15 protein-coding genes are annotated in these 12,616 nt (G+C 69.6%); 9 read left to right on the top strand and 6 right to left on the bottom strand.

The genetic code is table 11. The features are described 5' to 3' along the window. Nucleotides 1-149: 149 nt before the first annotated feature. From QSK22_RS19625 to QSK22_RS19610, 4 genes are all read left to right on the top strand, one after another. Nucleotides 150-938: an ABC transporter ATP-binding protein gene (locus QSK22_RS19625; RefSeq protein ID WP_285495757.1), complete on the top strand. Its 789-nt coding sequence runs from the start codon at nucleotides 150-152 to the stop codon at nucleotides 936-938. Between the two features lie 85 nt (nucleotides 939-1,023). Further along, nucleotides 1,024-1,791, top strand: a complete 768-nt coding sequence (locus tag QSK22_RS19620; protein WP_285495756.1) for a sulfite exporter TauE/SafE family protein — start codon at nucleotides 1,024-1,026, stop codon at nucleotides 1,789-1,791. 64 nt (nucleotides 1,792-1,855) lie between these two features. Further along, nucleotides 1,856-2,104 carry a DUF8836 family protein gene (locus QSK22_RS19615; protein WP_285495689.1) on the top strand — a complete coding sequence of 83 codons (249 nt, stop codon included), beginning with the start codon at nucleotides 1,856-1,858 and terminating at the stop codon, nucleotides 2,102-2,104. Nucleotides 2,105-2,108: 4 nt separating this feature from the next. Further along, nucleotides 2,109-2,561 (top strand): VOC family protein, encoded by a 453-nt coding sequence (locus tag QSK22_RS19610; protein ID WP_285495688.1) that lies wholly within the window; start codon nucleotides 2,109-2,111, stop codon nucleotides 2,559-2,561. Between the two features lie 248 nt (nucleotides 2,562-2,809). On the opposite strand, the gene QSK22_RS19605 is transcribed toward QSK22_RS19610, so the two are convergent. Then, complete coding sequence (locus QSK22_RS19605; RefSeq protein ID WP_285495687.1) at nucleotides 2,810-4,030, bottom strand: NsdA family TPR-like regulatory protein; 1,221 nt, start codon at nucleotides 4,028-4,030, stop codon at nucleotides 2,810-2,812. An 81-nt stretch (nucleotides 4,031-4,111) separates the two neighbouring features. After that, nucleotides 4,112-5,332, bottom strand: coding sequence for a helix-turn-helix domain-containing protein (locus QSK22_RS19600; RefSeq protein WP_285495686.1), 1,221 nt, complete (start codon nucleotides 5,330-5,332; stop codon nucleotides 4,112-4,114). Between the two features lie 155 nt (nucleotides 5,333-5,487). Here QSK22_RS19600 and QSK22_RS19595 point away from each other — a divergent pair, with 155 nt between their 5' ends. Then, complete coding sequence (locus QSK22_RS19595) at nucleotides 5,488-5,775, top strand: hypothetical protein (protein ID WP_285495685.1); 288 nt, start codon at nucleotides 5,488-5,490, stop codon at nucleotides 5,773-5,775. 21 nt (nucleotides 5,776-5,796) lie between these two features. Here QSK22_RS19595 and QSK22_RS33785 read toward each other — a convergent pair whose 3' ends face one another. Continuing rightward, entirely contained in the window at nucleotides 5,797-5,988 is a 192-nt protein-coding gene (locus QSK22_RS33785) for a GntR family transcriptional regulator (RefSeq protein WP_352231460.1), read from the bottom strand. 212 nt (nucleotides 5,989-6,200) lie between these two features. Here QSK22_RS33785 and QSK22_RS19590 point away from each other — a divergent pair, with 212 nt between their 5' ends. Continuing rightward, nucleotides 6,201-6,482, top strand: coding sequence for a hypothetical protein (locus QSK22_RS19590; protein WP_285495684.1), 282 nt, complete (start codon nucleotides 6,201-6,203; stop codon nucleotides 6,480-6,482). Then, entirely contained in the window at nucleotides 6,476-6,601 is a 126-nt protein-coding gene (locus QSK22_RS19585) for a hypothetical protein (RefSeq protein WP_285495683.1), read from the top strand. Before QSK22_RS19590 ends, QSK22_RS19585 begins: the two co-directional genes overlap by 7 nt. 145 nt (nucleotides 6,602-6,746) lie before the next feature. On the opposite strand, the gene QSK22_RS19580 is transcribed toward QSK22_RS19585, so the two are convergent. After that, nucleotides 6,747-7,673: a Rieske (2Fe-2S) protein gene (locus tag QSK22_RS19580; protein WP_285495682.1), complete on the bottom strand. Its 927-nt coding sequence runs from the start codon at nucleotides 7,671-7,673 to the stop codon at nucleotides 6,747-6,749. A gap of 278 nt (nucleotides 7,674-7,951) precedes the next feature. On the opposite strand from QSK22_RS19580, the gene QSK22_RS19575 reads away from it, so the two are divergent. Next, the gene (locus tag QSK22_RS19575) at nucleotides 7,952-8,455 is read left to right on the top strand and encodes an NfeD family protein (RefSeq protein ID WP_285495681.1); all 504 of its coding nucleotides are present in this window, start codon (nucleotides 7,952-7,954) and stop codon (nucleotides 8,453-8,455) included. Then, the gene (locus QSK22_RS19570) at nucleotides 8,452-9,450 is read left to right on the top strand and encodes an SPFH domain-containing protein (protein WP_285495680.1); all 999 of its coding nucleotides are present in this window, start codon (nucleotides 8,452-8,454) and stop codon (nucleotides 9,448-9,450) included. The genes QSK22_RS19575 and QSK22_RS19570 overlap by 4 nt, the downstream gene beginning before the upstream one ends. A gap of 571 nt (nucleotides 9,451-10,021) precedes the next feature. Here QSK22_RS19570 and QSK22_RS19565 read toward each other — a convergent pair. Both QSK22_RS19565 and QSK22_RS19560 read right to left on the bottom strand, forming a co-directional pair. Beyond that, nucleotides 10,022-11,467, bottom strand: coding sequence for a catalase (locus QSK22_RS19565; protein ID WP_285495679.1), 1,446 nt, complete (start codon nucleotides 11,465-11,467; stop codon nucleotides 10,022-10,024). Between the two features lie 27 nt (nucleotides 11,468-11,494). Then, nucleotides 11,495-12,010 carry a Fur family transcriptional regulator gene (locus QSK22_RS19560; protein WP_285495678.1) on the bottom strand — a complete coding sequence of 172 codons (516 nt, stop codon included), beginning with the start codon at nucleotides 12,008-12,010 and terminating at the stop codon, nucleotides 11,495-11,497. Between the last annotated feature and the right edge of the window lie 606 nt (nucleotides 12,011-12,616).

Here is a 12,616-nt window from a genome sequence, read left to right as displayed (position 1 = left end):
GGCGGGCGGACGCCCGCGGTGGGCGATTCGTCGGAGTTGCAGTTTTCGTCACGAGAGGTGGAAGCGGTGGCTTGCTGCTCCCGGGGTGCTGGGAAATCGCATAGGTTCATTCCCGACGGACGGAGCTAGTTGTGGGATACGGGCAGGCGATGACCGACGAGGTGCTGCACCTGCGCGCGGTGGGGGTCCGGCGGGAGGGCGCCGACCTGCTGCGCGAGCTGTCGTGGACGGTGAACGAGGACGAACGCTGGGTGGTCGTCGGTCCCAACGGCGCGGGCAAGACGACGCTGCTGCAGGTCGCCGGGGCGCTGTTGTATCCGACGACGGGTACGGTCCGGGTGCTGGGCGAGGAGCTGGGCCGCACCGACGTGTTCGAGCTGCGGCCGCGGATCGGCATCGCCAGCGCGGCGGTGGCGGAGAAGGTGCCGCCGGACGAGAACGTCATCGACGTGGTGCTGACCGGCTCGTACGCGATCCTGGGGCGCTGGAAGGAGGAGTACGACTCCACCGACGTGACCCGGGCGGTGGCGCTGCTGGAGGCGCTGGGCTGCGCCGACCTGCTGCGCCGCAGGTTCGGCACGCTGTCGGAGGGCGAGCGCAAGCGGGTGCAGATCGCCCGCGCCCTGATGCCCGACCCCGAGCTGCTGCTGCTGGACGAGCCCGCCGCCGGGCTCGACCTCGGCGCCCGCGAGGATTTGGTCGGTCGGCTCGGGCGGCTGGCCGACGATCCCGGCGCCCCCACGATGGTGCTGGTCACCCACCACGTGGAGGAGGTCCCGGAGGGCTTCACCCATGCGCTGCTGCTGCGCAAGGGCACGGTCGTGGCACAGGGCAAGGTGGACGAGGTGTTCACCCCCGAGCACCTGTCGAACTGCTTCGGCCTGCCGCTGACCGTGGAGCGGCGCGACGGCCGCTGGTACGCGCGCACCGTGCGCTAGCGCCACCCCCGTGCACGGACAGTGAACCGGCGATCCCTACCATCGTGGGTCGATCAGCGACGCGCCGAAATGGGTGGGGATGAACGTGAACATTTTGGACGCGGCCGCCGTGTTCGCAGCCGGGGTCGCCGCAGGGGGCATCAACACCATCGTCGGTTCGGGCTCCCTCATCACATTCCCCACCCTGGTGGCGCTCGGGTATCCGCCGGTGGTGGCGAACGTGTCCAACAACCTCGGCCTGGTGCCGGGGAACGCCTCCGGCGTCTACGGATACCGGCGCGAGCTGAAGGGGCAGCGCGAGCGGCTGCTGCGGCTGGGGGCGGCGTCGCTGGTCGGCGGGCTGACGGGCGCGCTGCTGCTGCTCACCCTGCCCGCCGAGGCGTTCAAGATCATCGTACCGGGTCTGATCGGGATCGCGGTCGTACTGGTGATCGTGCAGCCCAGGATGCAGAAGTGGGTGCTGGCGCGGCGCGAGCAGCACTCGCCGCACGGCGGCGCCTGGCTGTGGCTGGGCGTGCTGGGCGCGGGCATGTACGGCGGCTACTTCGGTGCGGCGCAGGGCGTCATCCTGATCGCGATGCTGGCCATCGCGCTGGACGATGACCTGCAGTCTTTGAACGCCGTCAAGAACGTGCTGGCGACGGTGGTCAACACCGTCGCCGCGCTGCTGTTCGTGCTGATGTGGGCGATCGGGCGCACCGACGTGAGCTGGGCGGCGGCGCTGCTGATCGCGGTCGGCTCGTCGCTGGGCGGGCTGCTGGGCGCCACGCTGGGGCGGCGGATCCCGCCGACGGTGCTGCGCGGGGTGATCGTCGCGGTGGGCGTCCTGGCCATCGTGAACCTGCTGGCCTGAGCGCGTGTTGTGCGTGTTTCGTCCGGGTATATATCGAATACCTGTTCGAGTCGGAGGGGCGCGCATGAAGGGCGACAGGGTCGAGATCGTGATCGACGTCGGCGGGGAGGGGACGCGGACGTACGAGGTGGTCGCCACCCGCGCCGGCCGCCGGGTGGAGATCACCAACCGGCGCGGCGTGGTGGAGGTCAGCGAGGTGACCCGGACCGGCGGGCCGGTCCGCACCGCGCGTTTCATGGCGAGCCGGGTGCTGGCGCTGGTCGAGCACCCGGTGCTGGACGAGCAGGGGCACCGGCCCCGTGACCCGCGGTGACGCCATGGCAGGACTGACCCGCGCCCGCTGGACGCACGTCGCGCTTCCCACGGGCGACCTGGACAAGGCGCTCGAGTTCTACACCGCCCTCACCCCGCTGGTGGTGGTCGAGCGGTTCCAGGACGCGGACGGCGAGAGCGCCTGGCTGTCCAACGAGGGCCAGGCCGAGACGCCGTTCGTGCTGGTGCTGGTGTCCTTCAACAAGGGCAGGGGGAAGCCGCAGGGGCTGCTCCAGCCATTCGCGCACATCGGCATCGAGGTCCCCGAACGCGGCGACGTGGACGCCATGGCCGAACGCGCCCGCGAGATGGGCTGCCTGCACTGGGAGCCCCGCGACATGCCCGGCCCCGTCGGCTACATCTGCGCGTTGAAGGACCCCGACGGCAACGTCGTCGAGATCTCCCACAACCAGAAGGTCTTCGAAACGGTCCGCAAGCTTTGGGGCGACGGATCCTGAGCACCGGCGCCGCCGCGACGCGGGTCGAGGAGCGCCCCCCTCGCCACGGTGCCGTGCACCCGATCATGGTCGGCAGCGGCAAGCGCCTCTTCGACGACGGCACCCCAGGTCCCTCTCCGCCTGGCCGACTCCAAGACCTTCGGCAACGGCGTCGTCCACCTGACCTACGAACGCGCAGACTCCTGACCGCCCGCGACGCCTGGCGCGGCCATCGCCCGGCTCGGCGGCGCTGTGCCGACGCGCCCTGGTCAGCGCGGCGCCGCTCGGGATGCGGTGCTCTCCATGAGCCCGCGCAGGTGGGCGGCGGCGTCGGAGACGGTCGAGGGGACGCCTTCCGCACGGCCGATCTGGGCGAAGAGCCGCCGCAAAAGGTTCGCGGTACGTCCGGGCGCGATCGCGTCCGCGATGCCCGCGATGTCGGCGATCACTTCCTCGGCGCGCGTCCAATCGCGCACCTGTATCAAGCTTTCGAGTAGCTGGGCAAGGTCGAGCTTTCCATACAGGTATTCGCCCCGGCAGGCCAGCACCACCTGCTCACGTAGCGGAACGGTACGGTTCCACTGGCCGAGTTGTGCGTGTGCCGTCGCCATGTGCCGGGTCAGCTCGGTTTCGTCCAGCCACCACGTCCATTGCGGATCGCGCGGGCCGATGCTCTCCGACAGGGTGCTCCTCGCCTTGGCGAACGAGGCGAGGGCGGACGATTCGTCGCCTAGTTGGGCGAGCGCTCGACCCTTGCGGATCTCGAACATCGCGCTGACACGGGCGGGCAGCTTCTCCGCCAGTGCCCGGTTCGCGATTCTCAGCGCCTCGGCAGGCCGACGCTGGTGCAAGGACGGCATGGCGAGATGACCCAGCTCGAACAGCTCCATGTCGCGGTCGCCGACGGCCCGGGACAGCTCGAGCGCCTCACGAATGATCTGCCGTGACACGGCCTGGTCGTCGGCATCGTACGCCAGCCACGCGGCGATCTCGCCCGTCTCTCCGGCTGCGGCCATGAGATCGCGCTCGACCTTGGCCACGTAGGCACCGGTGGCGATTTTCTGGTCCGCCGTGCGGAAGACACGCGCGGCCAAAGGGAACACATCGGACGCTCCGTGGAGAGCGTCCAGTCGTACAAGTGCCTGGTTCGTCTCCCGGAGAGACTCCACGTATTCCATGTCGGCCGGACGTCCGTTGGAGTGCGATAGGCGTAGGACGTCCAGGTCAGGACCGGTAGCCGCCTTCTGGTCGAAGAGCTGCTCTATGTCCATGTCGAATGCGGCGGCGTAGGCGAATTGGTAGCGCTCGCTGATGCTGACTTTTTCTGCTTCCCAGCGTTTGATGTAGAAGATCAGGGTTTCCCGGTCGGGGCATTGGTCGGGGACGTGCGCGGCGAGGCGCCGGGCCATGTCGGGTTTGGACCAGCGGCGGCGTCTGCGCTCGCTCTGGAGGAGGGCGCCGATGCGGCGCCGCTCGTCGGCGGTGGTCATCGCATGTCTCCCGGTGGGTTCGCTACGAGCATGGGCAGTGCGTGTCCGCTTTGCAGGCAGTCGATTGCGTATGTGCGGCTCTCAGTGCGGTTGCTCATCCAGACGCCCCAAGAGGTCATGCGCGATGTCCGAGACCGTGGACGGTGCGTCCGCATCACCTATATGGCGAACGATGCGGCGGAGCAGATTGGTGGTACGGCTCGAACCCACCTCGCCGACCTGGGCGGAGATATCGCCGATGACCTGTTCGGCGTCCGCCCATGAGGCGGCATGGACCAGGGCGTTCAATAGGTGGGCGCGATCGTTGTACAGGGCACGTTGGAAGGCCGCGCGCCCTTCGACCGTTTCATGGAGCAGAGGGATGGCGGCTCCCCAGTCGCCGAGTTCGGCATGGGCCATCCCCTGATGCCATGCGACCTCCGTTTCGGTGACCCACCATGTCCAGTAGGGATCGCGTTCACTGATACCGCCCGCGATGGCCGACCGTGCGCTGCCGATGGCGTCGAAAGCGCCATTCCGGTCGCCGAGTTGCGCCAGCGCCCTGCCCCGCCGGATGTTGAGCACTGCCGCTACGCGCGGCGCGAGGTGCTGGGCTCCGAGAAGCCCGTCTGCGATCCGCAGTGCTTCCGCCGGGTGGCCGAGATACACCGACTGCATGGACAAGTGGGCGAGCTCGAACAGCTCCATGTTGCGGTCCCCGGCCTGCCGGGACAGCAGCAACGCCTCAAGGATGATCTGCCGTGACTCGGCTTGCCGATCCGCATCGTATGCCAGCCACGCGGCGATCTCGCCGACCTCCCCGGTCGCCGCGACAAGGTCTCGCTCCACCTTGGGCTCATATGCTCCGACGGCGAGTTTCCGGCGGGCATCGCGAAAGACGCGCAGCGCCAGCGGGAATACTTCATCGCCGCCGTAGACGGTATCCAGCTTGACGAGCGTTTGACCTGTCTCCCGGAGATTCGCCACGTATTCCATGTCGGCTGGACGGCCGTTCGAGTTGGGCGGGCCAAGCGCGCCCGCGGCGGCGAGTTCGTCCGGTGGTCCGGCAGCCGCTTGCCGCCCGAACAGCTCCTCTATGTCCATGTCGAATGCGGCGGCGTAGGCGAATTGGTAGCGCTCGCTGATGCTGACTTTTCCTGCTTCCCAGCGTTTGATGTAGGAGATCAGGGTTTCCCGGTCGGGGCATTGGTCGGGGACGTGCGCGGCGAGGCGTCGGGCCATGTCGGGTTTGGACCAGCGGCGGCGTCTGCGCTCGCTCTGGAGGAGGGCGCCGATGCGGCGCCGCTCGTCGGCGGTGGTCATCGCATGCCTCTCGGCTCGTCGTGCTCCGGCGTGCTCCCCCCCTGCTCCTCATTGTGCCTCTGGTGGCGGCATGTGTACCGCGTGTTCACTCACAGTCACCAAAGTGTCGATGCCGCAGTGGCGTCGCCGAGACGACCTCGCCGGAGGTACGACCGATGAACACGTTGGCGCCCGGGCCGCCATGGTGGGTGATCCACATCGAGTGGACGCTCGCCGAACTGCGCGCCCGATTCACCGGGGTGCTGTTGTGGTACGGCCGCTACACCGGCAGTCTGTGGAGCCTGGTGAAAGACCGGGCCGGACGCGACCGGCTGGTCGAGGCGGCTGACTTCGCCGAGCTGGTGTCCATCCTGACGCGCCTGGAGCGGCGGACGGTTCCGGTCGAGGCGTCGAGCCCGCGACCCGATGAGCGACGTATCACCGCCCGGGAGCTCTTCTTGTAAGCGGGTCTCGTGTAGCGCGGCTCAATCACGAACCGCCCACGTGCCCCGCCCGGGTGTGGTGATGGCCTGCCCGCGCCGTACGAGTTCTTGAACCGCATGCGCGGCAGTTGCGTGAGCTACGTCGTATTCGCTTCCTATTGCCCGAACGCTGGGCAGGCGCGGCCCAAGTTCCCCGGCCGCGACGCGTTGCCATAGATCGTCGGCAATCTGCACGTAGATAGGCCGCGGATCTTGGTCGAAGTCGAGCCGTCCCACCTAGCCAGGTTAGAACGTAATAGGACGTGCTAGACGAGCCATAATGGGCTGTCCGCACTAGCATGACGTATAACGGAGCAGAACACTGGGTACACAAAGACGGCCCCGACACGGCGACGCGACCGCCGTGCGGGGCCTGGATCGACCGCCTTGTAGGGAGGCGACCGACCTTGGACCGCAATGCTACGTCTGGCGTGTCCCGGCGCTGGAGTGAGCCGGAGTACGTCGAGGAAGGCGGGTACTGGACCGCGAGTCTCACGCAGCCTCCGACCCCCGGCGAACTCGCGGTGGGAGTGGAGCTGCGCGCCTTCGGGCCGGACCGCGCCGCCTGCATCCGCGAGACGCGGCGCCTCGATGCGCTGTGGGCGCGGCTCCCGATGAAGACGGGCGACGCGAAGGCCGTCGAGCGGCGGCGCGCCTACCTGCGCGGCGAGGGGGACGGCCGATGCTGACTTTCGCGATCGTGCTGGTCGCCGCGGTCGGCTTCGGTCTGCCGGCCGGAGCCGCGGTGCTGGTGGTCGCCGACCGCCGGAGGCCCCGTTACGTCGGCCGCCACAGGTCCCCGTTCTGAGACTTCCGCGAGCACCCATGTCATGCGCTGCGGCCGTATCGCGACGGCCGTCATCAAGACGCTTTTCGTCGTCGGCGGTTGGGGGCCCGCCGACGGCCACCGGGACATCGCCCGGCTGTGGGAGTTCTGTGGCGTGTGGGGTGGGTTACGGGATGGCGCGTACTTGGACGGTGCCTTCTGTCACTCGGGACTCGAAGGCGGGCTGGCGTCCTGTGGCCGGGCCCCGCACGACCGAGCCGTCGCGCACCCGGAACGTGCTGCCGTGCCAGGGGCAGACGACACAGGTCTCGGCCTTGTCGTCGGTGATGATGCGGCCCTGGTGCAGCGGCCCCGCCAGGTGACTGCAGCGGTCGGCCAGGACGTGGATGTCGTCGCCCTCGCGCAGGACGAACAGGCTGATGTAGCCCAGGCGGCGCAGCACCGGCCACCCGTCCGGCAGCTCTGTCACCGGGCACAGGTCGTGCCAGCCCAGCGGCACCAGGTGCGCGATCTGGTCGGCGTGACTGGCCCCGGCGGCCTGGCGGAACGCCAGGTGCCCCCCGAGGTAGCCGCCGGCCAGCAGTGCGGTCAGCCCGACGAACCCGAGCGTCCGCCCGACGACCTCCCGGCCCCGCCGGCGCGCCACCAGCGACGCCGCGTACAGGGCCGTCGCCGTCGCCGTGCTCACCGCGTGCACCACACCGACCCGCTGCTGCTCGCGGTGCAGCACCGACCAGTCGGCCAGCCCGGTCAGCGCGGTCGGCACAGCCGTGGACAGACCCGCCGCGACCAGCGCCCGGGATGCGCGCTGCGTGCCGGCGGCCGGGGGCATCAGGTCCAGCACGGCGGCCGACATCCAGCAGCCCATCGGCAGGTCGGTCAGCGGCGGATGGGCCGGGTGGCCGAACGGGACCCCGTGCAGCAGGTCTTTGGCCGGGCCGGGGCGCAGTGTCCGCCGTACGACGGTGGACACGCCGCGGATGACGCGGTCCAGGGCGCTGGCGTGCTCCAGGCCCTCCACCATCTCCACAGGGTGCGACCGGACCGACGGCCGGGGGCCGCGCCGGAAGATGTTGCTCGCCCGTCGGTTCATGTCCCTCCTCGGGTACGCGGTCCCGAATCGGCCTCGCGGCTCGCCCGTCTGCGACAGTAGTCCCCCCGGTCATCCGCGGCCACCCTGGGCGCTCTCCGGCCGTCCACGATCTGCCGCGGCCCGCGCGGTCACTCTTACGTACCTGGCGGTAGTGGGACCTAAACCCCCGTTCCGGACGCGCCGGACATGCGAAAGCCCGGCAGCGCCCCCCATGGCCCCGGGGAACTAATCGGAGATACCGTGACAAATAGGACTTCGAGCGCAACAAGGTGGTTGCGATGGAGGCGTGGGTCATCTGGCTGCTGGCCGCCGCGCTGCTCGGGATCGCCGAACTGCTCACGCTCACGCTGGCGCTCGGCCTGCTGGCCGTCGCCGCCCTGGTCGCGGGCCTGACCGGCGCACTCGGGCTGCCGGCGGGCGCCCAGGCCGCGGTGTTCGCCGTCGTCTCGGTCGCCGGGCTGGTGGTCGTCCGCCCGGTGGTGCGCCGGCACGTCCGGCAGCCGCCCCCGCTGCGCTCCGGCACCGCCGCCCTGGTCGGCCGCGAGGCGTACACGCTTACCGAGGTCAGCCGCACGGGCGGCCGGGTGCGCATCGGCGGCGAGGAGTGGTCGGCCCGCCCCTACGACCCGGCCGCGGTCATCCCCGCCGGCGCCACCGCCGACGTCCTGGCCATCGAGGGAGCCACGGCCCTCCTCTACCCCACGACGACCGGCGGCCCGGGGGGACGTGACACCGCCGGGGAGACGGCGGCTGACAGGGGGACCGGGAAGGAGACGTCATGACCGACATCGCCCTGGCGCTCCTGGTGGTGGTGATCGCCGGGGTGCTGGTGCTGGGCATCACGGTGATGCGGTCGATGTGGATCATCCCGCAGGCCAGGGCGCGCAACGTGGAGCGGCTCGGCCGCTATCACCGCACGCTCCAGCCGGGGATCAGCTTCGTCGTCCCGTTCGTGGACCGGGTCAAGCCCCTGATCGACCTGCGCGAACAGGTGGTCTCGTTCAAGGGGCAACCGGTGATCACCGAGGACAACGTGGTGGTGCACATCGACACCGTGCTGTTCTTCCAGGTCACCGACCCGCGCGCGGCCGACTACGAGATCGTCGACTACATCAAGGCGATCGAGCAGCTCACCGCCACCACGCTGCGCAACGTCATCGGCACCCTGGACCTGGAGGAGACGCTGACCTCCCGGGACCGGATCAACACCGCGCTGCGCGGGGTGCTGGACGACGCCTCCGGCAAGTGGGGCATCCGGGTCACCCGCGTGGAGATCAAGGCGATCGAACCGCCGGTGACGATCAAGGACGCCATGGAGAAGCAGATGCGCGCCGAACGGGAGCGGCGCGCCACGATCCTGACCGCCGAGGGCATCCGGCAATCCAAGATCCTCACCGCGGAGGGGGAGAAGCAGGCGGCGATTCTCAAGGCCGAGGGCGCCAAGCGGTCGGCCGTCCTGGAGGCCGAGGGACAGGCCATCGCGGTGGAGCGGGTGTTCCGGTCCGTCCACGACAACGACGCCGATCCCAAGCTGCTGGCCTACCAGTACCTGCAGATGCTGCCGAAGCTGGCGCAGGGGGAGGGCAGCACGTTCTTCGTCGTCCCCAGCGAGATGACGGCCGCCCTGCAGTCCTTCGCCAAGGCGTTCGCCGGCGCCGCGCCCGCCGGGCAGCCCGCCCGGACCCCGGCGGCGACCGCCGGCCTGCCCCCGCAACCGGAACCGGACGGAGTCGAAACCCACACCCCGCCCTACGAACTGGCCCCCGGCCAGCGATGACCGCCCCCAGGGTGCGAGACACGCCCGCGTGAGCGACCGGTGCGGCGTCCTCGCGGTGCGGCGGCCACCGCCTCGCCTGGGCCGGTGGCGGCAGGCGGGTCGCGCTCCCACACCTTGCCGCTGCTGTGGCAGAGTCGGCCCGACGATTGCGGCCACCGTGTGTGCTTTCCAGAGGGATGCGCCCGCCGAACCTGTGGTGGCGGTCTTGCTGTGTGGCGGCCACGGCTTCGCCTGGGCTGGCAGTGGTGGGCAGCATGACTCACGCTTGGCCGCCGTTGCGGCAGGGTGTGGTGTGGCTGCTGGGGACGCAGCCTGGCGGGGATGTGCTGGCCGAGTCTGTGGTGGTTACCGCCACCACAGGCCCGGCACGGGGCGCCGACCTGGTGTGGGCGGGGGGCTGCCGCCCAGCCGCCAGAAGCGGGCGCGCCTGGCCGCTGTTGCGGTAGGGCCGGTCGGACACGTGTGCGCTGTCCGGCGGTATGTGTCTGTTCGGTGTCCGCGTGAAGAAGAGGCAGGGGCGGCCCCGAGTGCGGGAGCCGCCCCTGCCTCGATCCGGGAGGGGATGGCGTGCTCAGGAGCCGTTGACGCCCAGGCCCGCGGCGACGCGGTCGCCGAGGTCCTTGTGGACGTTGCGCCAGTACTCCACGATGCGCTTCTTCATGTCGGCGGTGACCTCGGGCGCCGAGGCGTGGCCGACGATGTTGCTCACCAGGTGGTCGCGGTCGACGTCCGACAGCACCTTCTCCCACAGGGCGCGCGGCTGGACGTAGTCGTCGTCCTCGCGGTGCAGGGTGTAGGCGCTGCGCACGATCTCGCCCGCCACCTCGTAGGACTCGCCCTTCCACAGCTCGGGGTCGGCGACCGGGCCGCCGAAGGAGTTCGGCGCGTACACCGGGTCCTTCGGGTTCCGGTACGCCATCGGGCCGTCGAAGTTGTACGAGTGCACCTCGGTCTTCGGCCGGTTGACCGGCAGCTGCAGGTAGTTCGGGCCGATGCGGTAGCGGTGGGCGTCGGGGTAGGAGAACAGCCGCCCCTGCAGCATCTTGTCCGGGGACGGGCCGATGCCGGGCACGAAGTTGGCCGGTTCGAACGCGGCCTGCTCGATCTCGGCGAAGTAGTTCTCCGGGTTGCGGGTGAGCGTCCACTTGCCGATGGTGATCGGCGGGTAGTCCGCGTGCGGCCAGACCTTGGTCAGGTCGAACGGGTTGAACCGGTAGTCGGCCGCCTCCTCGAACGGCATGATCTGCACCTGGACGGTCCAGGACGGGTAGTCGCCCCGCTTGACGGCCTCGTACAGGTCCTTGATGTGGACGTCCGGGGGCTGGCGGTCGGCCTCCTCCGCGGTGAAGTTCTTGATGCCCTGGTCGGTCTTGAAGTGGTACTTCACCCAGTACTTGTCGCCGGCGGCGTTGTACCAGAGGAACGTGTGCGAGCCGTACCCGTTCATGTGGCGCCAGCTGGCCGGGGTGCCGCGGTCGGTCATCAGGAAGGTGACCTGGTGGGCCGACTCGGGCGACAGCGTCCAGAAGTCCCACTGCATGTTGTGGTCGCGCAGGTGGTTGTCGGCGCGCCGCTTCTGCGAGTGGATGAAGTCGGAGAACTTCTGCGGGTCCCGGATGAAGAAGATCGGGGTGTTGTTGCCGACGAGGTCGTAGTTGCCGTCCTCGGTGTAGAACTTGATCGCAAAGCCGCGCGGGTCGCGTCCGGCGTCCGCGCTGCCCAGCTCGCCCGCGACGCTGCTGAAGCGCACCAGCGATTCGGTGCGGGCGCCCTTCTGGAACAGCTTGGCCTTGGTGAACTGGCTGACGTCCTCGGTGATCTCCAGGACCCCGTACGCACCGCCGCCCTTGGCGTGCACGACCCGCTCGGGCACGCGTTCGCGGTTGAAGTGCGCCATCTTCTGGATCAGGTAGTGGTCCTGCAGCAGCAGCGGGCCGTTGGGCCCGACGGACTGCGAATGCTCGTCGCTCGGCGCCGGGATGCCGGCGTCGGTCGTGGTGGTGGGCCTGTCGGTCATGAACGCGGTTCCTCCGTGTCTCGTTGGCTATTCGGATCCGCGGGCGGTGGACGGTGCACCCGGTGACACCGCCGCGGCGGTGTCGGACAGGGCGGTGTCGGACAGGTCGTCCACGAGCCTGTCACGGCAGTCCGGGCACAGCCCCCAGAACGTGACCTCCGCTTCGTCGACCACGTATCCGGCGGTGTCGGACGGTCGCAGGCACGGGGCGCGTCCCACGACGCAGTCGACGTCGCTGACCGCTCCGCACCGGCGGCAGACCAGGTGGTGGTGGTTGTCACCGACCCGTCCCTCGAACCGGGCCGGGCCGCCGGCCGGTTCGATCCGGCGGACCAGTCCCGCCGCGGTCAGCGCGTGCAGGGCCTCGTACACCGCCTGCAGGGAGACATGCCCGACGCGCTTGCGCACGCCTCCGGCGACGGCCTCGACACCGAGGTGGTCACCGGTCCGGACGGTCTCCAGGATCGCGACCCTGGCGGCCGTCACCCGCAGGCCGGCCTGCCGCAGCTGGGCGGCGGCGGTCTGGAACGCGGGATCGGTCATGCCGCCAACATACCCGGCTAAATCTGAATCATTCAAGTCTTTGAGGAGCCCCAGAGTTGTGGGGTGCTGCTCGGTCCCGCCCTGATCTGCATAATCGGACACCTTCGGGCGGCGGTCACGGAGAGTGGTCGGAGAGGTCGTCGGCGGCGCGAGCCGGTGGTCTCGTCAGTGCGTCGGCCGTCCGCCGTCGGGTGGGCGGGGCGCTAGGACCTGTTTCGAAGTGTGATGAGTGGCGGCATGTCGCACGCCGGACGCAGTGAGGCATCGCGGCCACGATCTGTGAATCAGGCCGACCGCCGGCGCCGACCCGGCGTCCGCGGCGGCCGACCGTCCGGGTTCGGCGAGCTCGGCGTCCGCTACCAGGCCACCGTCCATATCGCCGCCATCAACGAACGGCTCTGGCCGAGTTCGAAACATGCCCTAGCGGGCATCGCCGGAGCGCCGTACGCGACGGGCTTCTCGGCGTGGGCGGGGGCGTGCAAAACGACAATCACCCCCTGACGCTCCGCCTACAGGAAAGGGCAAGGGGTGGCCACAGTTTGCAAATGTTCTTTTACTCTCTGTATCCACTCGGTAACTGGTAAGCATCGGCTCCGTATGAGTGAC

Origin of the sequence: Actinomadura sp. NBRC 104425 (genome assembly GCF_030269545.1) — a bacterium.
In the GTDB taxonomy this organism is placed as follows: domain Bacteria; phylum Actinomycetota; class Actinomycetes; order Streptosporangiales; family Streptosporangiaceae; genus Spirillospora; species Spirillospora keratinilytica.
The sequence above is the reverse complement of the archived record's forward strand: the minus strand, read 5'-3'. Positions and strand labels throughout refer to the sequence as shown.